The sequence below is a fragment of the Acinetobacter sp. TGL-Y2 genome, assembly GCF_001612555.1.
In the GTDB taxonomy this organism is placed as follows: domain Bacteria; phylum Pseudomonadota; class Gammaproteobacteria; order Pseudomonadales; family Moraxellaceae; genus Acinetobacter.
Genome location: NZ_CP015110.1, coordinates 1,661,780 through 1,686,250, shown reverse-complemented (window position 1 = coordinate 1,686,250; position 24,471 = coordinate 1,661,780). Strand labels below are relative to the sequence as shown.

Below are 24,471 nucleotides of genomic sequence, written 5' to 3'. Positions count from 1 at the left end.
CTAGAAACTTTAAAAATGAACGACATCATTCATTGATAATCCAAAATTTAGATGACATAGAAACTTAATCTGTATGCTTCTGCTTTGAAGTCACCCTAATGCCGCAAATGATCACCAGCACTGTCACACCCAAAGACAGTGTGGTTTCATAACGATAACTGGGCGAAAAAAACATATATCCCAAGACACTGACAATGGTCAAAATCACAGCCCACGTCAGCCATGGAAATAACCACATCTTAAAAGGAATCTCTACACCCTGCTGCTCCAGTTTTTTTCTTAAAATTAACTGGGAAAAGGCAATGACCAAATAAACCAGTAGCGCAATTGCCCCAGTGGTAGAGAGTAAAAAGCCAAAGACATGCCCCGGAAATACATAATTCACCACACAACAGATGAGACCTACCAAAGTCGATGCAGAAACTGCATACGTGGGTACGCCGTTTGAAGTCAATTGAGTCACTAAATGCGGGGCTTCTTGACGGGAACCTAAAGCGTAGAGCATACGCGATGAGGTATACACGGCAGCATTCATACAACTTGCCACGGCAATAAAGACCACCGTATCAATCATGAGTTTGGTGCCCGGCACGTTCAGCGTCATTAAAACATATTGAAAAGTGCCCAGTTTTTGTAATTCAGAAGAACGCCAATCGACCAGAGCCACGGTGAGGAAAATCGATAACACAAAAAATAAAATAATGCGATACAGGACTAAATTGGTGGCACGTTTAATCTTGCTTTGTGGATTTTTAGATTCGGCGGCCGCAATTGATAAAATTTCTACCCCAAAAAAAGAAAACGCCGTAATCAAAATGGCCGCGAGGACACTGCCCGCACCATTGGGCATAAAACTGCCATTGGCATACAGGTTGGCTATGCCACTGACGTCTTGCGCCAAAGGCCAGAGTCCGAATACGGCCAATGTGCCAATCACAATAAAACTGACAATTGCCAGGACTTTGACCAGCGCAAACCAAAACTCAAACTCACCAAAACTTTTGGTACTGGAAAAATTGGCTGAACTTAAAAGGACAATAAAAGCCAATGCATAGACGGCACTGGGCAACTGTGGAAACCATGCATATAATATTTCAGCACCTGCAATTGCTTCAATGGGGATCACTAGGACCCAAAACCACCAATACAACCAACCAATGCTAAAACCTGCCCAAGGGCCAATCGCTTTTCTTGCATAGGTTGAAAATGAGCCGGTGTCGGGTTGCATCACTGCCATTTCACTCAACATCCGCATAACTAAAAACACCAAAATACTGGTTATGATATAGGCCAGTACTGCCGCAGGTCCCGCCTTAGCAATGGCTGCAGATGAGCCTACAAAAAGCCCTGCACCAATGACACCCCCAATACTGATCATCGTAATATGACGGTTGGAAAGTCCCTGTCCGAGTTTATAGGTTTCTTTATTCATGCTTCGATTCCTGTCAAGGGCAATTTTACATGAAACTTAGACTTGTGTCTGATGCTCAATTCAGCGTTTTGACGGTTTTAAGCGCTGGAGTCAGCTTGAATAAACTGAACAAAGAAAAATGTATAAAAAGATATGGGCGATATTGGCGAAGAAATGATCCATCTAGACAAAAAAAGGAAAAATGATGTTTTCCTTTTTTTGTTTATCAAATCAAACATCTCATAGCTTGAGTGTTTTATTTAACTTAAGCTGGGGATAAGGGTCTCAAGGTTAAAATTTGTTCGCTACGCCCAAATGCACCTTGTGTATCATGTAACACCGCACTGGTAAGCCCAATACCATCATCACCATACTGCTGTATCGCATCTATACCCAGCCATTCTCCTTTAGGTAAGCGGTGCATATGGATTTGTAAGTCCAAATTCGGATAAGCCCAATCGGCTTTCGGATCTTGGCGCGGGACAATCCCATTTGCAGTATCGACTAATCCCATAATATGGACAAAGTCAGAACAGTGTTGACCTTCGACCATATTATTTAGACCTTTCATCCATACCACGCCTTTTCCTGCTCGGCGAGATGCATCGGCACGTGTTTCTATACTCTGAATAAAGCCGCCTGGCCAGTCTCGCATCCCTTCCCAAACCGGCATATGTTCAGGACCTTCTAAGGCATGATCTTCAAGTCCAGCAATAGCAGATGTATCTTGAGTCATCATTCGCCATGCACGTGCCACGATACAGGTTTTGTCATGCGCGCGCATTTCTGCTTCGATCAGCTCTATAGTTTTTCCTTTACGAATCATTCGTGTGGTAATACTAAAATCCCCAAAGGAGATTAAACCAAAGATATCTAAACTGATTCTGCCGATACGAACATCATCTCTGTGTTGGAACAGCTCCAACTCATGACATAAAATACCAGTAGCAGGTGCCATATGTTGTTCGTGTGGATTCCATGCACCTTGTGCATGAATTTCAGCGCGATAAAATGTAGTTATACTACCGTCTTCATGCTGTTCGCGGTTTAAAAATGAATAATAGGCGGACATTCTTTTTCCTTAAATACTGACCATAATGCGTTCATTGTCCTAAATTTATAGCATATTTCGCTGAAAAATGACTTTAACTTAAATGAGAACTTAGTGCATTATAATTTTTTATTTGCTTGTCTTTGAGCAGTAAGGGATTGCATTAATTTTTGTACTTATTTTTTTAATCAGTTATTTTAATTTGAGAGTTTTTTTTGGTGAAAAATCTTTTTTTTGCTTAGGCTATTTTATCCAAATATAAAGACAATGGTTCTGCTTGCCCATTGATATAAGCACTCGTAATAGCAATCATTTGACTACTTTATAAACTTCATTTTAAGTTTTGTTAAGCCAATATGAAATGGATTATCAAACGTGGATTTCAAGTTTTCAAACCCAAATATAAATCAGTTCTGAAGGTGGAGTCAGCGTGCCATTGAGCCGAGTAAATAATTCTCTTAGGCTAATTAATCATAAAACTACACTTATTCGATTATTTTGAAGAAAAAAGCTCTCCGAAATTCGAGTTAGAGCGTGAACATTTCTTCTCCTTTTAAGAGAAGCGAATTTACATAAAGCCCCCCTCTTTAGGAACCACTGTTCTATTGTTTTTAAGAAAAGGAAATGATTAAGATGATTTTTAATCATAAAGAAAACCTCAATAAAAAAGAGAACAGACGAGCTGTTCTCTTTTAAAGTTAATCTAAGAAGCTATAAAAGATCCTTAAAAGTTATAAATTGCCACGGCGTTGACTCGATTATCTTCGCCTTTAGTAGAAGCATTTGGTGCTGCGCCAAATGCTTCACGTTCACCATAAACATATTCCACACCTAGGCTAATCGGCTTGGTTGGACTGTAAAACATATTGGCCCAAGCTTGCCATAACTCTTTGTTGATCGCTGTTTGATTGACTGAAGCATTAATATAGTCTGAGTCTTGATCAAATTTCATAAAGCCATAGCCCAATGTACCGCGTAGTTTGTCATTAAATTGTTGGGTCACACCCACAGTAATCGAATCAAACTTATTCTGTGCCACAATTTCGTTGTTTCGTGCAAGGACGCCAGTATTTGCCCATGAGACAAAACTGCTATCGCCTTTGACATGGTAATAATCTGCTTTAATCGACGTCTTTGGGAGTAGATCGTATTTGGCGCCTAAGCCCACGCCCCATGCCCATTTTTCATCCTGATCGATACGCTTCTCATGCGCCATTACACGTCCGCTTAGTGCCAATGTATCAGTCACTTTATGATTTAAACGCGTGGTAAATGCAGGCATACGCGTACTGATGGATGTGTCTTTTGGATCTTCAATACTGCTGATCAAATGGGTTTCAGGATTAAAACTGTGGCTGTAACGGACTTGTGGTGTCCGTTTCACTGCACCCCCGACAAAACCTAATGCATCTACACTTTCAGGCATATAATCGGGTACAGCAAAGTTAGACCAAGTTTGACCCAGTAACCAATTGCCATAATTGACATAAGCATGACGTATACGCAAATTATCAAAATTTGCACCGCCTAAAAAATCAACCTCAAGCTTACCTATGACTTCTTTGCCCTGTGTCGGGGTCTTAAAATCAAGTCCTAAGCGCGTTGCTGAAAGCGTAGATTTAAATTCATCGCTGCGCTCATTCACACCTTGTAAAGGTACACTACTAATTTGGTTATATAAACGAGCGGCTGCACCTCCTTCTGCTTGATATTGGGCATCCATACGCACATTACCATACAATTTCACTTCTGAGCCTGCTACAGTTAAAGCTAAACCATTGGGTTTATGAGTTTTAGTTTGATTGGGCTGAGCTATAGCAGCATTGGATACTTGAGTCTGTACTTGCTGTATATGTTGACTTTGCTGCTGTTGAGTCTGTGTATATTGCTTGATCAAGTCTCTTAATTCTTTAACTTCTGCACGAAGCTGATCAATATCTGTATCGGATTGTGCATGAACTATGCCTGTCATGCTCACAGTTAATCCAATCATGAGTGTGGTTTTTTTAAAATGATTCATGGTTAACACATCCTATGTTATTTAAGTCAGTCCTGACTTTGCTGATTTAAAAACTCGATTTAATTTCCGTTTAAAATGGTCTAATGAAAAGAAGTTAATTCCAATAATACTTATTGCCTACAAATATTGATTCAGTATTGATCAAAGTCTAATCATTCAAAAAATGAACCGAATTTGGTTTTAAGTTTTTTATTCGCTCATTTGAATACATAAGCCTACACCCTATCGATGTAGGCTTATTTTTCTCAACGCGCAGTCTGTTCCACATTTGCAACTAAATGGGGCTGTCTAATTTTCTCGCCTTCAACTGACGCTTTCAAGTTCACCATGAAAATTGCAATCGCGGCAATCACACCCGGTATTGCAATTACCAAGAAGTTCATTTGATGCGGTAGCTCTAACGTGAGTAATGCACCTGTCAGTACAGGTCCGACAATGGCACCAATTCGACCAATCCCTGATGCCCAGCCCATACCTGTAGAACGTACTGCCGCTGGATAGAACTGTGCCATAAAGGTATAGAGTAAAATTTGAGACCCAATGGTCGCAGCACCCGCAATTCCAATCAATCCGTACAATACCGCTTGAGGACTATTGAAACCCAAGAGTATTAAAGCAATCGCACCGACCGCAAACATGGTGGTCAATACAGGTTTTAAATGGAACTTATCCGCCATTGCACCACCACCAATCGCGCCGACCATGCCACCAATGTTTAAGGCAAACAGGAACAACATACTTGCACCGAGTGAATAACCTGCCTGAAGCATCAGTTTGGGTAACCAACTGCCCAATGCATAAACCATGAGTAGACACATAAAGAACGCCACCCAAAACATCATGGTGCTGAACATACGACCTTGCTGGAACAATGCTTTTAAAGGCGCCTCATCCCCTGCCACAGGTTCATCCAATTTAAAGCGAGTACCAACAGGTAGATTCATCTCAGGCGCAATTTTTTGTACCACCTGACGGACTTTCTCAATTTCGCCTTTTTTGGTCATAAACATCAGTGATTCAGGTAAAAATTTCCATATTAAAGGCAGTGCTAAAAATGGTAATCCTGCGATATAGAACATCATTTCCCAGCCATAATCAACCACCAGAAATGCCCCCACAATAGTGCAGATGCCATACCGCCAATGGCATAGCCACTAAACATCACTGCAACCAAGGTACTTCGAATGCGCTTCGGTGCATATTCTGTGGTCAAAGCCACCACGTTTGGCATGACGCCACCAATGCCTAAACCGGCCAAGAAGCGTAAAATACCAAATTCTGTGGGATTGGATGCAAATGCACCCAAGAAGGTAAAACCACTGAAAATACCAACGCAAATCATAATGGTTTTTTTACGACCAATTTTATCTGACAGTGTGCCAAAACTCATTGCACCAAACATCATACCGAACAGTGCTGTGCTGGCGAGAAAGCCTGCTTGAACAGTAGATAGTCCCCATTCTTGCATCAGTAGTGGTAAAGCCACACCATAAATGACCAAGTCATAACCATCAAAGATAATAATCAATAAGCACCAAATCAAAACGCTCCAATGAAATGGTGTAAATTTCGCTTCATCAACCACCGTGTTGATATTGATTGTTTCTGTATTCACCTTGCTCTCCTGCTCGTGAATGTTTATCTACCGCGAACAATGACGCAAAGCTTTTTTAATGTCCAAAACCGAATAACTCTATATTTATACCTTTAAAGTGTGTAACTGAAATTAATAATGCGAAAACAATACCTTATATGTTTAGTATCGGTGGTATTTCGCAAAAATATTGAGATTTATCTAGTCTGACTTAACGATGAGTGGAAAAAAATCCGAATCTTTGACCACATAATCAAATTTTCGGATCTATAAATAAAATTAAAAACAAGTCTGGTGAATTTTAAAAAAATGCTTGAGTAGATGGCTTAAAATAGGGTTGATGATGCTGTTTTAAGTATCGCATACGACCGTACAGAAAACCCTCTATGACCAAAGTCTAAGACTTAGGCTCTGACTAGATCACGGCCCTGTCATATTTGATGGCTTCTAAATCATAGACTTGATAAATACAGTCAAATAATGAGCGAATATCTTCACTTTCATCCATCGAGCGAATCGCTAAAAAGATCGGACTGGTTGCCGCATCATCTAAAATGGGAATGTAGTGTAAGTGCGGTAGCTGAATGGTTTTGGCACTCTCTGGCACTACACAAATACCTTCGCCCGCAGCAGTTAAACCCAGTGCCAACTGAATTTCGCGCACTTCACGCATACTTTTTGGATCTAAACCATACTCTGAGAATAGACTACGTACTTGCGTTGAAAAATTGGGTTTGGGATGACTTGGGTATAGAAAAATACTTTCATCAGCAATATCAGCCAGATATACACCTTGCTTTTGACTCGCCAGTGAATGGCTCGAATGTACCGCCACCATTAAAGGCTCTTCACGCAACAGGACTCGGCGCACAGCAGGGTCTGAAATACGTAAGCGACCAAAACCAATATCAATTCGTCCTTCTTTTAAAGACTGAATTTGCTCTTTGGTGCTCATCTCAATGAGTTCAATTTTTAAATGCGGTTGCTGCTGTCTAAACAAGTAGACAATTTTAGGTAGTAGTCCATAGAGCAATGACCCGACAAAGCCCATAGTGACTGTTTTCTCAACCATCCCTACACGTATGGTCATGGCTTTAATTTCTTCAGCATTAGACAAAAGTTTAACCGCATGCTGATAAAAAAATTGACCTGCCTCTGTGGTCTTAAGTGGGCGACTGCCTCGCTCAAACAATTGAATTCCGAGTTCAGCTTCTAAATTTTGGATCTGACGGCTTAAAGGTGGTTGTGCAATGAACAATTTTTCAGCAGCTTTGGTAAAACTTTGTTCCTCTACAACGGCCACATAGTAGCGAAGGTGTCTAAGTTCCATAATACTTCATACCTTTTTTATATATTAAAATGCAAATTAGGTCTTCGACAGCACATAATTATTCTTTTAAGGTATATCACAACAGGTACACAAAGCAAGGTTGCGAAGGCTCAAGATGTATAAATCCATAGAAACGCTACTTGTCGAAATTCCAACGATTCGCCCGCATAAGATGGCAGTCGCGACAATGCAAACACAAACACTGGTTTTGGTTAAAGTCACAACCGATGACGGATTTATCGGTTGGGGTGAAGCAACCACCATTGGTGGCCTAGGTTATGGCGATGAAAGTCCAGAAAGCGTTAAAACCAATATTGATACCTATTTTGCACCTTTGCTTAAAAACTTAAAAGGTTTGAACGTTGCGCAAACCTTAAAACAAATCAAACGACATATTAATGGTAACCGCTTTGCGAAATGCGCCATTCAAACTGCACTGCTTGATATTCAAGCACAGCGATTAGGTTTACCTGTTAGCGAATTACTGGGTGGGCGTTTACGTGACAGCGTACCTGTCCTTTGGGTATTGGCATCAGGTGATACCGATAAAGATATTGCTGAAGCACAAAAAATGATTGCGACAAAACGCCACAACATTTTCAAACTCAAAATTGGTTCGCGTGCAGTTGAAGCCGATGTTGAACACGTTTTAGCAATTAAAAAAGTATTGGGAACAGACGTGTCTATTCGTGTGGATGTGAATCGTGCATGGTCAGAACTTGAAGCAATTAAAGGCATTCAACTGTTACAAGATGGTGGTATTGATCTGATTGAACAACCCTGTGCCATTGATAACATCGATGCGATGCAACGCTTAACCCGCAGATTTGATATTGCGATTATGGCAGATGAATCCTTGATGGGTCCAAACAGTGCTTATCAATTGGCTAAACGTCATGCAGCCTCTGTATTTGCGGTTAAAGTAGCTCAGTCTGGCGGTCTGATCGAAGGTTGTGAAGTGAATAAAATTGCACAACTGGCAGGGATTGACCTTTATGGCGGCACTATGCTTGAAGGTTCAGTCGGAACGATTGCTTCTGCTCATGCGTTCTCGACCTTTGAAAATTTAGCCTATGGCACTGAACTTTTCGGTCCACTGCTGCTCACTGAAGAAATTTTAAAAAACCCCCTTCAATACCAAAACTTTGAACTGACTGTTCCAAACACAGCAGGCTTAGGGATTGAGTTGGATGAAGACAAAATTGACCAACTACGCCGTCGTTAATACGCCGACATGATATTGATGTAAATCAAAGGAGTTTCACATGCTTTTTCAAGTCAGAATGGATGTCAACATCCCAGTGGATATGTCAGTGGAGAAAGCCAACGAAATTAAAGCTGTAGAAAAAGCTTATTCGCATGAATTACAGCGTCAAGGCAAATGGCGTCATATTTGGCGTATTACGGGTCAGTACTCAAATACCAGTATTTTTGATGTAGAAAGTAATGAAGAACTACACAGCATTTTGCAAGGTCTTCCGCTTTATCCATATATGAACATTGAAGTGATGGCTTTAAATCGCCACCCTTCTTCAATTCATGAAGATGACCGTTAATTTAAACGTTCAGCACAAATAGAATATTTTTTTAACATGAAAAAATTGAAAATGATTCCGATCATTTTCAACACAGACAAGGATACTTAGTCAAGGTCTGTTGCAACACACATGGATTCAAACAAGGAACGTGGCAGCTAAAAGCTTTCTACACAAAGCACAACAGCCACCCAATGAGCATGCATACTTAAGGAGAATTAGTATGAACCGTCAACAAATTGATGCACTTGTAAAACAAATGAATGTAGATACCGCAACAGGTCCTGTGGACGCGCGTGTACAACAAATCGTGGTTCGTTTGTTAGGTGATTTTTTCGAAGCGATTGAAGATTTAGATATCTCTCAAAGCGAGCTATGGAAAGGCTTAGAGTATTTTACAGATGCAGGTCAAGCCAATGAATTGGGCCTTTTAGCAGCAGGTTTGGGTTTAGAGCATTATTTAGATTTACGTGCAGACGAAGCTGATGCTAAAGCAGGGATTACTGGTGGTACACCACGCACCATCGAAGGTCCACTGTATGTCGCAGGTGCGCCTGAATCAATCGGTTTTACGCGTATGGATGATGGTTCTGAAACAGATAAAATCCCGACCTTATTCATTGAAGGAACTGTCAAGGATACCCAAGGTAATATCATCGAAGGTGCTAAAGTTGAAATCTGGCATGCCAACAGTTTAGGTAACTATTCATTCTTTGATAAGTCACAATCTGACTTCAACTTACGTCGTACAGTTTTAACAGATACCTCAGGTCAATATGTTGCTCAAACGACGATGCCTGTTGGTTATGGTTGCCCACCAGAAGGCACTACACAGTTGGTGCTGGATAAATTAGGTCGTCATGGTAACCGCCCTTCACACGTGCATTATTTCGTATCTGCACCGGGCTACCGCAAATTGACCACACAATTCAATATTGAAGGCGACAAGTATCTTTGGGATGACTTCGCATTTGCAACACGTGATGGTTTAGTGGCTACAGCTGAAGATGTCACGGATGAAGCTGAGATTGCGCGTCGTGGTTTAAACAAACCATTCAAACATATTCAGTTCAATGTTGAACTGGTTAAAGAACAAGCTGCTGCACCAACGACTGAAGTTGATCGTCGCCGCGTTAGCGCTTAATTAAAGAATCTTAAGAAACCGAAGTGTCAATTTGATGACATTTCGGTGACTTGCCCAAATTTGGTCAGTCGGAGAACGGACATGCCACGTATTCCAGTCATTAATACAAGCCACCTTGATCGTATAGATGAACTTTTAGTTGACGATTATGAAAGTGGCGAATTTAAACTTCATCGCTCTGTATTTACAGATCAAGCCCTTTTTGACTTAGAGATGAAATACATCTTTGAAGGCAACTGGGTGTACTTGGCGCATGAAAGCCAAATTCCAAACAACAATGACTTCTATACCACACACATGGGGCGTCAACCGATCATCATTGCACGTAACCGTCAAGGTGAACTCAATGCCATGATCAATGCCTGCTCGCACCGTGGCGCACAGCTCTGTCGTCATAAAAAAGGCAATAAAGCGACCTACACCTGTCCATTCCACGGTTGGACATTTAATAACTCAGGTAAGCTTTTAAAAGTTAAAGATCCAGTTGATGCAGGTTATTCAGACTGTTTCAATAAAGACGGCTCACACGACCTGAAAAAAGTCGCGCGTTTTGAAAATTATAAAGGTTTCTTATTTGGCAGCTTAAATCCAGATGTACCGTCTTTAGAAGAATTCTTGGGCGAAACCACCAAAATCATTGACATGATTGTGGGTCAGTCTGAGCAAGGTCTAGAAGTGCTGCGTGGTTCTTCTACTTATACCTATGAAGGCAATTGGAAATTGACTGCTGAAAATGGTGCAGATGGTTATCACGTGTCTGCTGTGCATTGGAACTATGCAGCAACAACGCAGCACCGTAAAGAAGCACAAGCTGCCGATAATATTCGTGCCATGAGCGCAGGTTCTTGGGGTAAACAAGGGGGTGGTTCATACGGCTTTGAACATGGTCACATGTTGCTTTGGACGCAATGGGCAAACCCAGAAGACCGTCCAAACTTCACCAAAGCAGAAGAATACACCGCAAACTTCGGCGCGCCGATGTCGAAATGGATGATCGAACGCTCTCGTAACCTGTGCTTATATCCAAACGTGTATTTGATGGATCAATTCGGTTCACAAATTCGTGTTCTTCGCCCAATTTCAGTCAATAAAACTGAAGTGACCATTTACTGTATTGCACCTGTTGGTGAAGAACCAGAAGCACGTACACGCCGTATTCGTCAGTATGAAGACTTCTTTAATGCATCAGGCATGGCAACCCCTGATGACTTAGAAGAATTCCGTGCGTGCCAAGCAGGTTATGCCGGCATTGAACTTGAATGGAATGACATGTGCCGTGGTTCAAAACATTGGATTCATGGACCAGATGAAGCCGCAGATGAAATTGGTTTAAAACCTGTTTTGAGCGGTATCAAAACTGAAGATGAAGGCCTGTATTTGGCTCAGCATCAATACTGGTTACACAGTATGAAAAAAGCCATTCAATCTGAAAAAGAGCTCGCTGAAACTGAAACGTCAACAACAGGAGAAACCGCATGAACACGCCTACAACGCAAAATGCTGTTTCATTAGAAAATATTTCACAGTTTTTATACAGTGAAGCGCGTTTTCTAGATGATGAACAGTGGGATAAGTGGGTCAATTGCTACGCCCCATCCGCTTCATTTTGGATGCCTGCTTGGGATGATGATGACCAACTAACAACTGACCCACAGTCTGAAATTTCACTGATCTATTACCCTGACCGTCAAGGTTTAGAAGACCGTGTATTCCGTATTAAAACAGAACGTTCTTCTGCAACCATGCCTGACACACGTACCAGTCACAACATTAGTAATATTGAAGTATTGGAACGTAATGGCGATAAAATCACTGTGCGTTTTAACTGGAACACTTTAAGTTTCCGTTACAAGACCAGTTATAGCTACTTTGGTATGTCACGTTATGAAATTGATTTTTCAAATGAACAACCACAAATTTTAAGTAAATATGTGGTACTCAAAAATGACTATATCAACCAAGTGATTGATATTTACCACCTCTAATCTAACCGGTTCCCTTTCAGACTGCGGGATGAATATCTCCCTCTCCTGCAGCGAGGTTAAACACCGCCTAGCCCTGATGGATCTGGGCTACTTAGGTCTAGTTCTACAAGATTGATAAAGGATATTCAGCCATGTCAAACCACAATATTGCACTTCAATTTGAAGATGGCGTTACACGTTTTATTACCGTCACTCAAGGTGAAAGTCTATCAGATGCAGCTTATCGCCAAAAGATTAACATTCCACTGGATTGCCGTGATGGCGCATGTGGTACTTGCCGCGCATTTTGTGAATCAGGTTCGTTTGATATGCCTGAAGAAACCTATATTGAAGATGCACTAACCCCTGAAGAAGCTGCTGAAGGTTATATTTTGGCTTGCCAATGTAAACCAACTTCTGATGCAGTATTTCAAATTCAAGCCTCATCTGATGTATGTAAAACTCAGATTCATGCTTTTGAAGGCAGCTTGACTCGTGTAGAAAAATTATCAGACTCCACCCTCACTTTTGATATTCAACTGGATGAAGGTCAGCCTGATATTCATTTCCTGGCAGGTCAATATGTCAATGTCGGTCTTCCAGGCACAACAGAAACACGCTCTTATTCATTTAGCTCTAAACCAGGTAATCGTTTAACGGGTTTTGTGGTGCGTAACGTGCCAAACGGCAAAATGAGTGAGTTCCTAAGTGCCAATGCACAAGTGGGCGATAAAATGACCTTCACAGGTCCATTTGGTAGCTTCTACTTACGTAATGTTATGCGTCCAGTGGTCATGCTTGCAGGCGGTACAGGTATTGCTCCATTCATGTCAATGCTTAAAGTCTTGGAAGAAAAAGGCTCAGATCATCCTATACGTCTGGTCTTTGGCGTAACCAATGACTTTGATTTGGTGGCTTTGGAAAAACTGAATGAACTTCAAGACAAACTACCGTGGTTCGAGTTCCGCACTGTGGTGGCAAGCCCTGACTCAAATCATGAGCGTAAAGGCTACGTGACAGGTCATATTGAAAATGACTGGTTAAACGGTGGTGATGTAGATGTATACCTATGCGGTCCAGTTCCAATGGTGGAAGCTGTTCGTGGTTGGTTGGATACTGAAGGCGTTAAACCTGCAAACTTCCTGTTTGAAAAATTCTCTGCCAATTAATGTCTGATTTAAAGGTCTAGCTTAGGAGATATTTCAATGTCAAATCCAAATCGATTTTCAAATAAAGTCGTGATCGTGACGGGTGCTGCACAAGGCATTGGTCGCGGAGTTGCTCTACAAGTGGCAGCAGAAGGCGCACAAGTGGTGATGGCAGACCTGTCTGCATACGTGAGAGATGTGCTGGCTGAAATTAAGACACAAGGTGGTGATGCAATCACCATCAATGCGGATCTTGAAACCTTTGCAGGTGCACAAGCTGTGGTTGCCAAAGCCATTGAAGTTTATGGTCGTGTGGATGCTCTAATTAACAATGTCGGTGGTGCCATTTGGATGAAACCTTTCCAAGAGTTTTCTGAAGAAGAAATTGTGAAAGAAGTCAATCGTTCACTGTTCCCAACACTATGGTGCTGCCGTGCAGTTTTACCTGAAATGATTAAAAACCAGAAAGGTACGATTGTAAACGTGTCTTCAATTGCAACACGTGGGATCAATCGAGTGCCTTATTCGGCATCTAAAGGGGGTGTCAATGCACTCACGGCTGCGCTTGCTTTTGAACACGCACAAGATGGTATTCGTGTAAATGCAGTTGCAACAGGTGGTACAGAAGCACCGCCTCGTAAAGTTCCACGCAATGCCACACCGCTTACAGACCATGAAAAGCAGTGGATGCAAGAAGTGGTTGATCAAACTATTGATCGTACCTTCATGGGTCGTTATGGCAGTATCCAAGAACAAGTCAATGCCATTGTGTTTCTGGCATCGGATGAATCCTCTTATATGACAGGAACTGTGGTTCCAGTCGGTGGTGGCGATCAGGGTTAAATCTGATTATAAATGAGTTACAGGTGTATTGATTTCTCAGCATGGAGGCAGTAGCAATGACGACCCTGTTTAAAACCTTGAAGCAAGATTGGTCACTTTCAGCAACAGTCGCAGGATTTTTGGCTGTGCTGATTTCCTATTCAGGACCCTTGATTATCTTCTTTCAAGCTGCACAAAAAGCCAATGTGTCTTCCGCCATGATGATTTCATGGATTTGGGGGATTTCCATTGGTGCGGCTGTGGCAGGGATTTATTTATCGATTAAATATAAAGTTCCCGTGATTACAGCATGGTCTGCACCTGGTACGGCACTATTGGTGAGCTTATTCCCAGATTTAAGTTTGAATGAAGCCGTTGCAGCTTACATTACCGCTGCAATTGCGATTTTAGTCATTGGCGTGAGTGGATATTTCGACAAACTGTTGCACTGGATTCCACAGTCCATTGCTGCCGGCATGATGGCAGGCATTTTATTTCAGTTTGGACTCGGATTATTTACTGCAACCGACAGCATGCCTTGGATTGTCTTTGGTATGCTTTTGGTTTTTCTGCTCTCTAAACGTATCTCCCCTCGCTATAGCATGCTGTGGGTCTTGATTACAGGTATCGTACTCAGTTTAGTTTTGGGCAAAATGAATCCTGTTGAAATGCAGTTTAGCCTAGCCATTCCACAGTTTATTTCTCCTGAATGGACACTAAACGGCATGCTCAATTTTGCCATTCCATTAATTCTGGTCAGTCTAAGTGGTCAGTTTTTGCCGGGCATGGCAATCATGAAACTCAGCGGTTATGACACGCCTGCCAAACCGATTATTACCACCACCAGTATCGCATCGCTCGCAGTTGCTTGTGTGGGCGGAATCACCATTGTGCTCGCCTCGATTACCGCAGCTTTATGCATGGGTAAAGATGCGCATGAGCTCAAAGATAAACGTTATATCGCAGGCGTTGCAAATGGGTTGTTCTACATCTTAGGTGGACTCTTTGCAGGCAGTATCGTGATGTTGTTTAGCTTATTGCCTAAAGAGTTGGTGGCAGCCTTGGCAGGCTTGGCATTGCTTGGTGCCATTGGGATCAATATCAGCACTGCAATGAAAGATGAAAATCAACGTGATGCAGCGCTGATTACTTTTTTAGCCACTGCATCTGGTATGCAATTTCTGGGTTTAAGTTCGGTTTTTTGGGGGATTTGTATTGGCATCATTGCACATCTTATCCTCAGCAAAAAAAACCGTACATCGCCAGCAGTGAACACTTCAACTTCTCTCCCTGAATCCAAACAATGAAGTTCATACAGATAGATTTAGCACAGCTTAAGTAGGATACATTATGATCGATAAAAGCTCCGCTTCTTTAAAAGAAGCCCTTTCTCAAATCAAAGATGGTGCAACCATCATGATTGGTGGTTTTGGTACAGCAGGACAACCGGCAGAACTCATTGACGGTTTGATTGATCTGGGTGTGAAAGATTTGGTCATTGTGAACAACAACGCAGGAAATGGCGACTACGGTCTAGCAAAACTGCTGAAAACTGGCGCGGTACGTAAAATCATTTGCTCATTCCCTCGCCAATCTGATTCTTATGTATTTGATGAAATTTATCGCGCAGGAAAAATCGAACTCGAACTGGTGCCACAAGGCAACTTAGCATGTCGTATTCAAGCGGCAGGTATGGGGCTTGGACCGATTTATACGCCAACAGGGTTTGGAACATTGTTGGCTGAAGGTAAACCAACACTCAATTATGAAGGTAAAGACTTTGTCTTGGAAAATCCGATTAAAGCTGATTTTGCTTTAATCAAAGCCCATCAAGGCGATCGTTGGGGCAATTTGGTCTATAACAAATCTGCACGTAACTTTGGCCCCATCATGGCCATGGCGGCAGACGTGACCATTGCTCAAGTTTCTGAAGTTGTTGAACTGGGTACACTTGATCCTGAGCATATTATTACTGCGGGAATTTTTGTACAGCATGTGGTTGCGGTAATGCCGTCTACCCCAGATATTCAAGCCTAAGCGTTCAGGAGAAGCGAATGAGCTATAACAAATTAACACGTGACCAAATTGCTGAGCGTGTGGCACAAGATATTCCAGACGGCGCTTATGTCAACTTAGGCATTGGCTTACCGACTAAAATTTCAAATTATTTACCCTCAGACAAAGACGTTTTTTTACATTCTGAAAATGGATTACTGGCATTTGGCCCACCTCCTGCGAAAGGTGAAGAAGATCCAGAACTGATCAATGCAGGCAAAGAGTTTGTGACCCTGCTAGAAGGTGGTGCTTATTTCCATCATGGGGATTCATTTGCCATGATGCGCGGAGGTCATTTGGATATTGCAGTGCTGGGTGCATTTCAAGTCGCTGAAAACGGGGATCTTGCCAACTGGCATACTGGTGCTCCAGATGCGATTCCTGCGGTGGGCGGTGCGATGGATTTGGCTGTGGGTGCCAAAAAAGTCTTTATTACCACCGATCATGTCACTAAAAAAGGCGAACCAAAAATTGTCGCTGAGCTGTCTTATCCTGCAACTGGACTTCAATGTGTCGATCGTATTTATACCGACCTGTGTGTGATTGATGTCACAAACGACGGTATGAAAGTGATTGAGAAAGTCGAAGGACTGTCTTTTGAGGAATTGCAGTCGATGACGGGCGCGAAGCTGATTGATGCAACAACCTAAAGCGAAAAGTCTCTCCTTTCTTAAAGGCGGGATGAGGAGTACTGCTCCGCAAGGAGGATTAATACTCAAAGTTAATTTCCTTTAAATCCCTCCCAACCTCCCTTTAAAAAGGGAGGAGCTTAGTTTCAAGGATTCATAGAATGAAAAATGCATATATTATTGATGCCATTCGCACCCCTTTTGGTCGTTATGCAGGGGGACTCGCTCCTGTCCGTGCGGATGATCTAGGTGCATTACCCATCAAAGCCTTAATTGAACGTAACCCAAGCATCAATTGGGAAAAAATCGATGACGTGATCTACGGCTGTGCCAACCAAGCAGGTGAAGACAACCGTAATGTCGGACGCATGTCTGCACTTTTAGCAGGTTTGCCATATCAAGTGCCTGCGACCACAGTAAACCGTTTATGTGGATCATCACTCGATGCTGTTGCTATGGCAGCACGTGCGATTAAAGCGGGTGAAGCAGATCTCATCATTGCAGGTGGTGTCGAGAGTATGTCTCGTGCGCCGCTGGTGATGGGCAAATCTGAAAGTGCTTATGGTCGTGCTCAAAAGCTTGAAGACACCACCATGGGTTGGCGCTTCATCAATCCAAAGCTTAAAGAACTGTATGGTGTTGAAACTATGCCTCAAACCGCGGAAAACGTAGCGGAACAATTCAATATCAATCGTGCTGATCAGGACCAGTTTGCGCTGAATAGTCAACAACGTACAGCAGCAGCCCAAGCACGGGGCTTCTTTGAAAATGAAATCGTGCCTGTAGTGATTCCACAGCGTAAAGGTGAGCCTGTGGTGGTCGATAAAGACGAACATCCGCGTGCATCGACCACACTTGAAGCTTTGACTAAACTAAAACCTGTAGTCAAAGCCGATGGCACAGTCACTGCTGGGAATGCATCAGGAATTAATGACGGTGCAGCTGCACTTCTAATTGCATCGGAAGACGCAGTGACGCAGTACGGCTTAAAAGCACGCGCGAAAATCATCGGGGCGACCGTAGTCGGTGTTGAACCACGCATCATGGGTTTTGGTCCAGCGCCTGCTATTAAAAAACTCTTGGCACAAACAGGATTTACTTTAGCGCAAATGGATGTCATTGAGCTGAATGAAGCATTTTCGGCTCAAGCTTTGGCGGTCACCCGTGATTTAGGTCTGGCGGATGGCGCAGCGCACGTCAATCCTAATGGTGGTGCAATTGCGATGGGTCATCCGCTGGGTGCATCTGGCGCACGTCTTGTTACCACAGCCCTAAATCAGCTTGAACAAACAGGTGGGAAATATGCCCTATGTTCAATGTGTATTGGTGTCGGTCAAGGCATCGCTTTAATTATTGAACGTGTTTAATCGTCAAACAAGCCCTTTTGATCAAAGTAAACTTTAGCGGATTCAAAAAAGATTAAGGATAGATAACAATGCCAACTTTCATCTCAAACGATGCCGAAATTCATTACCAAACCTTTGGTGATCATACACAACCTGCGCTGATTTTCTCTAACTCGCTGGGTACAAATTTCAGTATGTGGCAGCCACAAATTGATGCCCTACAACATGACTTTTATATCGTGTGCTACGACACGCGTGGCCATGGTGAGTCTTCTGCACCCCAAGGTCCTTATAGCATTGATCAACTCGGCACAGATATGATTCATTTGCTTGATCATTTGCATATTAATAAAGCAATTTTTTGTGGTATTTCAATGGGTGGACTCACAGGTCAATGGCTCGCGATTCATCATCCAGACCGTTTCAACCATGTCATGATTTGTAATACTGCGGCTAAAATTGGTCAAGAAAGCGCATGGAATGAACGTGCTCAACTGGTTCGTGAGCAAGGTTTAGACGGTATTGCCTCAACTGCGGCATCACGCTGGTTTACGCCAATGTTTATTGAGCATCATGCAGAGATCGTCACCACCCTGTCAAATAATCTGGCAGCGGGTAGCCCTGAGGGTTATGCAAGTTGTTGTGAGGCATTATCTCAAGCAGATTTACGCGAACAATTAAAGGATATTCGTATACCTGTGCTTGTGGTTGCAGGCAGCAAAGACCCTGTGACCACTGTTGCAGATGCACAATATATGGTGAATAACATTAAAAGCAGTGCGCTGTTTGAAATTGATGCCTCACATATTTCCAATATTGAACAACCTGAAATGTTTAATCTGGCATTGAAGCAATTTATAGCCGCTTAAAGCCCATAAAACCGGACACATGTTCCGATTTTATTTTATTTAATTTTTCAGTTAATAAATAGATATTGTGACCTGAGCAGTGAACAGCGCCATAGCAAGGTATTGACATTAATCGATCGAATATCGATAGCATGTAAGATAATCATGGTTCAACGCACTGACAAATCGACAAATCAGTTCTGCACAGGTCATTTCCTGCGAAATTTACGGTAGTAAAATCCTACTGGTATAGTCCGGAAGATGCTGGTCGTCCAAATTATCCGAGTATGTAATATGGATAATTCTGTGAATGAACAGGTGATCTTGTTCATTCATTTATCCCCATGTTGAGTTTATCACTCTTCATTTTTTAATTTTTATATAGATAGCCAACTTAATCAACATAACATTAAGAATTAATACTTTTTGTTAAAATTAGGCTTTTATGACACTAAAGCCAATAAAGTTTCAGCATTTTCGTTCTTTAGCATTTGATAAATTTCTGCATTCAAATAATCTAATTCATTGATGTGATGGGTCACATAGATGATCGGTAAATCAAGCTCATTTATAATCCTTTTTAAAAACGGTAAAATTTGTTGTTTTAAATGTAAATCTAGCCCAGTTAAAGGTTCATCAAGCAATAATAAATTCGGGGAAGATAACAATGCCCGACCAATCGCCACCCGCTGAGCTTCACCACCTGAAAGTTGTGCTGCTTGACGTTTCAATAAAGGCTCTAACTCTAGCAGTGCTACAACCTCTTTAAACTGAAATTTTCGCTCTAAACTCGCCCCCCATTTTTCGGCATAATTTAGATTTTGCGCGACATTCATATGTGGAAATAGCAACGCATTTTGAAAAACCAAGGCAATTTTACGGCGATACATGGGAATATCAATATTTTGCTGTGTATCTAATAATCGCTGCTCATTAAACTCAATAGAGCCTTGTTGAGGCTTCAATAGTCCAACAATATTTTTTAGCAATGTGCTTTTACCACTGCCAGATACACCCACAATACCGCATAATTTATGCTGCATATCCAACTTTACATTCAGCTTAAAGTCTGCATGTTGATATTGAAAATTAAATTTCAGCATTTTAAGCTCCCAATTTGCGCTGATACTTTTGCAAAATAAAATAATTCGCAATTAATGCGGAAAATGCCAAAAGCAAAGATAAGCTCACCAAACGCATCGCCATTTCCTCGCCATTGGGTTGTTGCAAAAATGAATAAATGGCAATGGGAATGGTTCTGGTTTCCTCTGGAATATTGCCAACAAAGGTCATGGTTGCTCCAAACTCTCCCAAACTTCGGCTAAAACACAAAATACTGCCTATTAAAATTCCGGGGATCGCTAAAGGTAAATGAATGCTAAAAAATATTTTAATAGGCGACGCACCCAGAGAACCTGCAATCTGCTCAAGTTGTGGATTCATTAACTGAAAAGACAAACGAATGGGTTGTACTATCAATGGAAATGCCACAATCATGGAAGCCAAAACAGCACCTTTCCAGTTAAATGCCAGTTGTATGCCAAATGCATTTAAGTATTTACCAATCATGCCCTGATTGCCAAACAGGACCAACAGCAAATAGCCCAGCACAACAGGAGGTAAAACCATGGGCAACTGTAATAATGCTTCTACAATAAACTTAAGCCGAAATTCATAACGGGCCAGATACCAGCCCAATGCTATAGCAAAGGGTAAAGAAAAAACTGTTGCAAATAAGGCAACTTTCGCAGACAAATAAAGCGCGCTCAGCTCTTCTGGACTCAACATGCGCAGTTCCTGTTATTTTAATGTGAACATAAAGCCATACTTTTGAAAAATAGCTTTGGCTTTTGGACTGTGTTTAACAAAGTGTTCAAAGTGCACAGCCTGTTTATTGAGTCTACCTTGCCGGGTCAATGCGACTGGATAAACAATAGGGCGATGGGAATGAGTCGGAAATACGCCAATGATTTTGACTTTAGCACTCATTAAAGCATCCGTTTTATAGACAATCCCAACGTCGCATTCGCCACGCTCTACAAAAGCCAATGCTGCACGAACATCATCTGTCCCTACAATGCGACCTTTCAAGCTCTTGAACCAATTTAAGTGAATCAGACTTTGTTTGGCATATTTACCCACAGGTACAGATTCCATTTGTCCTGTACACAAATGCCCCTTAAACGCTTGCGCAAAATTGAAATTTGGTTGTGCTTGAAATGTAATATTTAAATTTTTAGGGCTGATGACCACCAGTTGATTGAATAGGAAGGGTTTAACCAAATTTGAATCGATTCGTTTTTTTTGAACTAAATAATTCATCCATTCTCGATCGGCAGAAAAAAATACATCACTGCTTGCCCCTGCTTCAATTTGTTTGGCGAGTACTGAAGTCGCACCAAATACAGCTATTATTTTAGTTTTAGGATGTTGTATTTGATAAATTTTTGCAATATCGGTCATAGCATTGCTTAAACTAGCAGCTGCATACACTTTTACCGTATCCGCATAAGAAGTTGAAGAAATGGCATAGCCTAAACAAATTGCTAAAAACACAGACTTTTTCATACATATTTCCTAAATCAATGTATAAACAGACCTTGCACGATGTGCCCTTTAGTTAAACCTTGACCCGCGGGAATACGTACCAGACAATTGGCCTGCATTAGATTACTCAGCATATGTGCCTGTTGGTTCGATAAACTGGTGACTTTCAAAATAGATTGATCAAAATGCGCCGACATTCTTAAAAAGCGTTCTCTAGCGTCCATTTTTAAATCATGGGTCAGTACTGCACTAAACCAATTGGGCAGTTGCTTTTGTCCTTGGAGTGCATTGAGTAATACTGATGTGTAAATCTGCATTCCCACATAAACCGCTGCAGGGTTACCTGGTAAACCGAGTAAATAACAAGCTGAAGTATCCTCTCGTTCCAATACGGCAAAAAATATCGGCTTGCCCGGTTTTTGTTTGACCTTCCAAAAAATTTGCTCAAAACCCAAAGCCAAGGTTACTGGCCGAATAAAATCATAATCCCCTACCGATACTCCACCCGTGGTCAGAATCAAGTCATAACTTTTTGATAATTTTTGGATTAAATCTTTTACAGCAACTTCTGTATCAGCCACATGGAAAATTTCAACCTGTTGCCCTTGCTTTTGGAAACATGTCTCAATTAAAGGTCCATTGGCATCAAAAATCTTGCCTGTGCTGTAATCCTCCATATCTCGTGCAACTTCATCTCCTGTAATCACCACCGCAACTTTGGGATAACGAAAAACTTCGACGTGTTGAATACCTGCCATACTCAAAGCGGCAATTGCACCCACAGAAAGTTGTTGTCCAGCAGGTGTCAGTAACTGACCCTCTGAAATTTCCTCACCGAGATCACGTATATCTACATGGGGTTTTAAAGGTGCTCTTATTTCAATTTTGGATAGGTCAAAGACCTGTACAATTTCTTGACGTGCAATGGTTGTCGTTCCAATCGGAGTTTCCGCACCGGTAAAGATTCGAACCGCTTGACCTACTTTGAGGTGTAACGCGGACGAATGCCCGGCTTGAATTTCACCCATTAGTTCAAATTCAGTATCAGACTCAATCATTGATGTTGCACAAATGGCGTAACCATCGACTGCACTTTGTGCGAATAATGGCAAGTTTATAGGTGAGTAAAGATCCGTTGCTAAATAACGATTTAAAGCCTGTTTTAATTCAATGATTTCAGTGCTTAGGGGTTGAATCCGAGTGAACATGAGATCCAAGGCTTGATCTACTGTGATCAAGCCTTGTTCAGCACCACATCCTAAGCCATGGCTATTCATTGATAACCGCCTGAGTGAGGTATGTTTTTTTGAACATCAAATAAATGCACCAAGGCAGGCAGCACAGCAATCAAAGATTCCTTTGCACCTTGACGGCTACCAGGTAAGGTCATGACCAGACTGCTGTCGATATAACCTGCGACACCACGACTTAAAGCTGCATATGGTGTGCGTTTTTGGCCAAAACTACGCGACGCTTCCATCAATCCCGGAATTTCTCGTTTTAATAAAGGTTGAATCGTCTCAACCGTTAAATCTTTCGGTCCGAGTCCTGTACCGCCGACAGTTAAGATCAAAGGATAGTGATTTTTTTGTGATTCAATCAATGCTAAAAGTTGCTCTGGACTGTCTGGAATCACCAGATAAGAAATATCGCTAAAGTTTGCTTCTTGCAACATTTCCAAGACATTTTGGCCTGCTGTATCTGGTTTTTTTCCTGATGCGACGGTATCCGAAAGCACAATAATCGATGCCGATAAAGGCTCTTTGAGTACACGGGTGAAATGAGATTTACCGCCTTTTTTCTGGCGTAGTTTCACCTGATCCATACATAAATTTTCAGGTTCGCAGTGCGGTTTCAGCATGTCATATAAGGTTAAACCCGCCAGACTGACCGCGGTCAAAGCTTCCATTTCCACACCTGTCGGGCCAATCGTTTCAACTGTGGCTATGATTTCCACAAAAGCATCACCCAGTTCATACTCAACTTCAGCACGGTAAATCGGCAGTGGATGACACAGTGGAATCAGCTCATCGGTACGTTTCGCCGCTAAAATGCCCGCAATGCGTGCCGTTTTCAGTGCATCGCCTTTTTCAGTCTGACCGCTACGCAGTAGTTCAATACAATGCGGTGGTGCATGCAAAATCCCTGTTGCGATCGCGACCCGATAACTCTCAGCTTTCATCCCAACATTTTTCATTACGTGATCCTATTTTAATATATTTAATTTTTACAACATTAAATTCTAAACATTGCTGCTTATAGATCAGTGCTGACACGAATGATGATGCTGAGTTGTATGTAGGGAAGTTTCTTGAATGGGTTTAACATCCGCGTCTTTACGAATACAGCAGCCCTCGACAAATTGACTGCTACCATCGGTATAGAATTCTTCTTTCCAAACAGGGACTTCATGCTTGACCCGCTCTACCGCTTCTTCACAGGCTGCAAAAGCTTCACGGCGATGGGCTGCATAGGCAATCGCGATAATAGCTTTCTCTCCAATCTCTAAAGCGCCTACACGGTGGATCACTCGGACATAGGACACCGCATATTTTTGCTGAATATCCTGCTCAATCTGACGAATCATTTTCTCAGCCACTGGTGCATAAGCTGTATATTTCAGCGCTTTCACTGCTTTTCCATCATGATGATTGCGCACAATACCGACAAAAACACCAACACCCCCACACTCAGGAAAAGTTTCAATTTCATCAAAATGATTCAAACTTAAGGCTGTATTTTGAATTCGTGAAAACTGTTTCAACATATGCATGTTCAGCCTCCAGCTACAGGTGAAAGTAGCACTAAGGTCATGTCCAAGTTAAGTTTGCGTTGACGTGAGATAATATCCTCTCCAATGGCGCAGGCGCAGCGTTCAATCATGGCCCTTGCTTCTGGATATCCTTGTCCAACTTGATCTAAAACCGTAGCAACAGTGCTATTTATAGGACATATCATTTCTAAATCTTGAGGCAACTGCTGTCCTACTGCACCAAAGGCGTCAATTTTGATCTTGATTTTTGACAT

The 24,471-nt window shown here is 41.9% G+C and carries 23 protein-coding genes and 1 pseudogene; 12 read left to right on the top strand and 12 right to left on the bottom strand.

Translation table 11 applies throughout. From position 1 onward, the window contains the following. Nucleotides 1-64: 64 nt before the first annotated feature. The 5 genes and pseudogenes from AMD27_RS07900 to AMD27_RS07880 form a co-directional block, all read right to left on the bottom strand. A complete protein-coding gene (locus AMD27_RS07900) occupies nucleotides 65-1,432 on the bottom strand; it encodes an amino acid permease (RefSeq protein ID WP_067658659.1) in 1,368 nt (455 codons plus the stop codon). 244 nt (nucleotides 1,433-1,676) lie between these two features. Continuing rightward, nucleotides 1,677-2,483 carry a thioesterase family protein gene (locus tag AMD27_RS07895; protein WP_067658656.1) on the bottom strand — a complete coding sequence of 269 codons (807 nt, stop codon included), beginning with the start codon at nucleotides 2,481-2,483 and terminating at the stop codon, nucleotides 1,677-1,679. Between the two features lie 703 nt (nucleotides 2,484-3,186). Further along, nucleotides 3,187-4,482, bottom strand: a complete 1,296-nt coding sequence (locus tag AMD27_RS07890; protein ID WP_067658653.1) for a DcaP family trimeric outer membrane transporter — start codon at nucleotides 4,480-4,482, stop codon at nucleotides 3,187-3,189. Between the two features lie 245 nt (nucleotides 4,483-4,727). Then, nucleotides 4,728-6,097, bottom strand: a pseudogene (locus AMD27_RS07885) (MFS transporter). Nucleotides 6,098-6,491: 394 nt separating this feature from the next. Further along, on the bottom strand, nucleotides 6,492-7,406 hold the full coding sequence (locus AMD27_RS07880) for a LysR family transcriptional regulator (protein ID WP_067658650.1): 915 nt from the start codon (nucleotides 7,404-7,406) through the stop codon (nucleotides 6,492-6,494). Nucleotides 7,407-7,521: 115 nt separating this feature from the next. Between AMD27_RS07880 and AMD27_RS07875 the strand changes: the two genes are divergently transcribed. The 12 genes from AMD27_RS07875 (at nucleotide 7,522) to pcaD (ending at nucleotide 18,918) form a co-directional block, all read left to right on the top strand. Further along, a complete protein-coding gene (locus AMD27_RS07875) occupies nucleotides 7,522-8,631 on the top strand; it encodes a muconate/chloromuconate family cycloisomerase (RefSeq protein WP_067658647.1) in 1,110 nt (369 codons plus the stop codon). A 40-nt stretch (nucleotides 8,632-8,671) separates the two neighbouring features. Beyond that, complete coding sequence (gene catC / locus AMD27_RS07870; protein ID WP_067658644.1) at nucleotides 8,672-8,962, top strand: muconolactone Delta-isomerase; 291 nt, start codon at nucleotides 8,672-8,674, stop codon at nucleotides 8,960-8,962. 202 nt (nucleotides 8,963-9,164) lie between these two features. Then, complete coding sequence (gene catA / locus AMD27_RS07865) at nucleotides 9,165-10,085, top strand: catechol 1,2-dioxygenase (protein WP_067658641.1); 921 nt, start codon at nucleotides 9,165-9,167, stop codon at nucleotides 10,083-10,085. An 81-nt stretch (nucleotides 10,086-10,166) separates the two neighbouring features. After that, nucleotides 10,167-11,564, top strand: coding sequence for a benzoate 1,2-dioxygenase large subunit (gene benA / locus AMD27_RS07860; protein ID WP_067658638.1), 1,398 nt, complete (start codon nucleotides 10,167-10,169; stop codon nucleotides 11,562-11,564). Beyond that, complete coding sequence (benB, locus tag AMD27_RS07855; protein WP_067658629.1) at nucleotides 11,561-12,070, top strand: benzoate 1,2-dioxygenase small subunit; 510 nt, start codon at nucleotides 11,561-11,563, stop codon at nucleotides 12,068-12,070. The genes benA and benB overlap by 4 nt, the downstream gene beginning before the upstream one ends. A gap of 131 nt (nucleotides 12,071-12,201) precedes the next feature. Then, complete coding sequence (gene benC / locus AMD27_RS07850) at nucleotides 12,202-13,218, top strand: benzoate 1,2-dioxygenase electron transfer component BenC (protein WP_067658626.1); 1,017 nt, start codon at nucleotides 12,202-12,204, stop codon at nucleotides 13,216-13,218. A gap of 36 nt (nucleotides 13,219-13,254) precedes the next feature. Then, nucleotides 13,255-14,040: a benzoate diol dehydrogenase BenD gene (gene benD / locus AMD27_RS07845; protein ID WP_067658623.1), complete on the top strand. Its 786-nt coding sequence runs from the start codon at nucleotides 13,255-13,257 to the stop codon at nucleotides 14,038-14,040. 56 nt (nucleotides 14,041-14,096) lie between these two features. Next, nucleotides 14,097-15,326, top strand: coding sequence for a benzoate/H(+) symporter BenE (benE, locus tag AMD27_RS07840; protein ID WP_067658619.1), 1,230 nt, complete (start codon nucleotides 14,097-14,099; stop codon nucleotides 15,324-15,326). A 43-nt stretch (nucleotides 15,327-15,369) separates the two neighbouring features. Then, nucleotides 15,370-16,056 carry a 3-oxoacid CoA-transferase subunit A gene (locus tag AMD27_RS07835; protein ID WP_067658616.1) on the top strand — a complete coding sequence of 229 codons (687 nt, stop codon included), beginning with the start codon at nucleotides 15,370-15,372 and terminating at the stop codon, nucleotides 16,054-16,056. A 17-nt stretch (nucleotides 16,057-16,073) separates the two neighbouring features. Continuing rightward, the gene (locus tag AMD27_RS07830; protein ID WP_067658613.1) at nucleotides 16,074-16,724 is read left to right on the top strand and encodes a 3-oxoacid CoA-transferase subunit B; all 651 of its coding nucleotides are present in this window, start codon (nucleotides 16,074-16,076) and stop codon (nucleotides 16,722-16,724) included. Between the two features lie 140 nt (nucleotides 16,725-16,864). Beyond that, nucleotides 16,865-18,070, top strand: a complete 1,206-nt coding sequence (gene pcaF / locus AMD27_RS07825; protein ID WP_067658608.1) for a 3-oxoadipyl-CoA thiolase — start codon at nucleotides 16,865-16,867, stop codon at nucleotides 18,068-18,070. Nucleotides 18,071-18,138: 68 nt separating this feature from the next. Then, nucleotides 18,139-18,918: a 3-oxoadipate enol-lactonase gene (gene pcaD, locus AMD27_RS07820; protein WP_067658605.1), complete on the top strand. Its 780-nt coding sequence runs from the start codon at nucleotides 18,139-18,141 to the stop codon at nucleotides 18,916-18,918. 422 nt (nucleotides 18,919-19,340) lie between these two features. Here the strand turns inward: pcaD and AMD27_RS07815 are convergent, their stop codons facing one another. From AMD27_RS07815 to AMD27_RS07785, 7 genes are all read right to left on the bottom strand, one after another. Then, nucleotides 19,341-20,000 carry an ATP-binding cassette domain-containing protein gene (locus tag AMD27_RS07815; RefSeq protein ID WP_067658602.1) on the bottom strand — a complete coding sequence of 220 codons (660 nt, stop codon included), beginning with the start codon at nucleotides 19,998-20,000 and terminating at the stop codon, nucleotides 19,341-19,343. 1 nt (nucleotide 20,001) lies between these two features. Continuing rightward, nucleotides 20,002-20,685 (bottom strand): molybdate ABC transporter permease subunit, encoded by a 684-nt coding sequence (gene modB / locus AMD27_RS07810; RefSeq protein WP_067658599.1) that lies wholly within the window; start codon nucleotides 20,683-20,685, stop codon nucleotides 20,002-20,004. Nucleotides 20,686-20,697: 12 nt separating this feature from the next. Continuing rightward, complete coding sequence (modA, locus tag AMD27_RS07805) at nucleotides 20,698-21,465, bottom strand: molybdate ABC transporter substrate-binding protein (RefSeq protein WP_067658596.1); 768 nt, start codon at nucleotides 21,463-21,465, stop codon at nucleotides 20,698-20,700. Between the two features lie 14 nt (nucleotides 21,466-21,479). Beyond that, entirely contained in the window at nucleotides 21,480-22,721 is a 1,242-nt protein-coding gene (locus tag AMD27_RS07800; protein ID WP_067658593.1) for a molybdopterin molybdotransferase MoeA, read from the bottom strand. Continuing rightward, nucleotides 22,718-23,641 carry a bifunctional molybdenum cofactor biosynthesis protein MoaC/MoaB gene (moaCB, locus tag AMD27_RS07795; RefSeq protein WP_067658589.1) on the bottom strand — a complete coding sequence of 308 codons (924 nt, stop codon included), beginning with the start codon at nucleotides 23,639-23,641 and terminating at the stop codon, nucleotides 22,718-22,720. Before moaCB ends, AMD27_RS07800 begins: the two co-directional genes overlap by 4 nt. Before the next feature lie 66 nt (nucleotides 23,642-23,707). Continuing rightward, the gene (locus AMD27_RS07790; RefSeq protein WP_081405950.1) at nucleotides 23,708-24,217 is read right to left on the bottom strand and encodes a molybdenum cofactor biosynthesis protein MoaE; all 510 of its coding nucleotides are present in this window, start codon (nucleotides 24,215-24,217) and stop codon (nucleotides 23,708-23,710) included. Nucleotides 24,218-24,219: 2 nt separating this feature from the next. Beyond that, the gene (locus tag AMD27_RS07785; protein WP_067658584.1) at nucleotides 24,220-24,471 is read right to left on the bottom strand and encodes a MoaD/ThiS family protein; all 252 of its coding nucleotides are present in this window, start codon (nucleotides 24,469-24,471) and stop codon (nucleotides 24,220-24,222) included.

Bases quoted from the DNA above. Each gene is read 5' to 3' on its own strand.
- AMD27_RS07835 (WP_067658616.1), top strand. From the start codon at position 15,370: ATGATCGATAAAAGCTCCGCTTCTTTAAAAGAAGCCCTTTCTCAAATC.
- moaCB (WP_067658589.1), bottom strand. From the start codon at position 23,641: ATGAAAAATGTTGGGATGAAAGCTGAGAGTTATCGGGTCGCGATCGCA.
- pcaF (WP_067658608.1), top strand. From the start codon at position 16,865: ATGAAAAATGCATATATTATTGATGCCATTCGCACCCCTTTTGGTCGT.
- AMD27_RS07900 (WP_067658659.1), bottom strand. From the start codon at position 1,432: ATGAATAAAGAAACCTATAAACTCGGACAGGGACTTTCCAACCGTCAT.
- AMD27_RS07890 (WP_067658653.1), bottom strand. From the start codon at position 4,482: ATGAATCATTTTAAAAAAACCACACTCATGATTGGATTAACTGTGAGC.
- modB (WP_067658599.1), bottom strand. From the start codon at position 20,685: ATGTTGAGTCCAGAAGAGCTGAGCGCGCTTTATTTGTCTGCGAAAGTT.
- AMD27_RS07785 (WP_067658584.1), bottom strand. From the start codon at position 24,471: ATGTCAAAAATCAAGATCAAAATTGACGCCTTTGGTGCAGTAGGACAG.
- AMD27_RS07895 (WP_067658656.1), bottom strand. From the start codon at position 2,483: ATGTCCGCCTATTATTCATTTTTAAACCGCGAACAGCATGAAGACGGT.
- pcaD (WP_067658605.1), top strand. From the start codon at position 18,139: ATGCCAACTTTCATCTCAAACGATGCCGAAATTCATTACCAAACCTTT.
- AMD27_RS07880 (WP_067658650.1), bottom strand. From the start codon at position 7,406: ATGGAACTTAGACACCTTCGCTACTATGTGGCCGTTGTAGAGGAACAA.
- AMD27_RS07800 (WP_067658593.1), bottom strand. From the start codon at position 22,721: ATGAATAGCCATGGCTTAGGATGTGGTGCTGAACAAGGCTTGATCACA.
- AMD27_RS07875 (WP_067658647.1), top strand. From the start codon at position 7,522: ATGTATAAATCCATAGAAACGCTACTTGTCGAAATTCCAACGATTCGC.
- benC (WP_067658626.1), top strand. From the start codon at position 12,202: ATGTCAAACCACAATATTGCACTTCAATTTGAAGATGGCGTTACACGT.
- catA (WP_067658641.1), top strand. From the start codon at position 9,165: ATGAACCGTCAACAAATTGATGCACTTGTAAAACAAATGAATGTAGAT.
- catC (WP_067658644.1), top strand. From the start codon at position 8,672: ATGCTTTTTCAAGTCAGAATGGATGTCAACATCCCAGTGGATATGTCA.
- AMD27_RS07815 (WP_067658602.1), bottom strand. From the start codon at position 20,000: ATGCTGAAATTTAATTTTCAATATCAACATGCAGACTTTAAGCTGAAT.
- benA (WP_067658638.1), top strand. From the start codon at position 10,167: ATGCCACGTATTCCAGTCATTAATACAAGCCACCTTGATCGTATAGAT.
- benB (WP_067658629.1), top strand. From the start codon at position 11,561: ATGAACACGCCTACAACGCAAAATGCTGTTTCATTAGAAAATATTTCA.
- benE (WP_067658619.1), top strand. From the start codon at position 14,097: ATGACGACCCTGTTTAAAACCTTGAAGCAAGATTGGTCACTTTCAGCA.
- AMD27_RS07830 (WP_067658613.1), top strand. From the start codon at position 16,074: ATGAGCTATAACAAATTAACACGTGACCAAATTGCTGAGCGTGTGGCA.
- modA (WP_067658596.1), bottom strand. From the start codon at position 21,465: ATGAAAAAGTCTGTGTTTTTAGCAATTTGTTTAGGCTATGCCATTTCT.
- AMD27_RS07790 (WP_081405950.1), bottom strand. From the start codon at position 24,217: ATGCATATGTTGAAACAGTTTTCACGAATTCAAAATACAGCCTTAAGT.
- benD (WP_067658623.1), top strand. From the start codon at position 13,255: ATGTCAAATCCAAATCGATTTTCAAATAAAGTCGTGATCGTGACGGGT.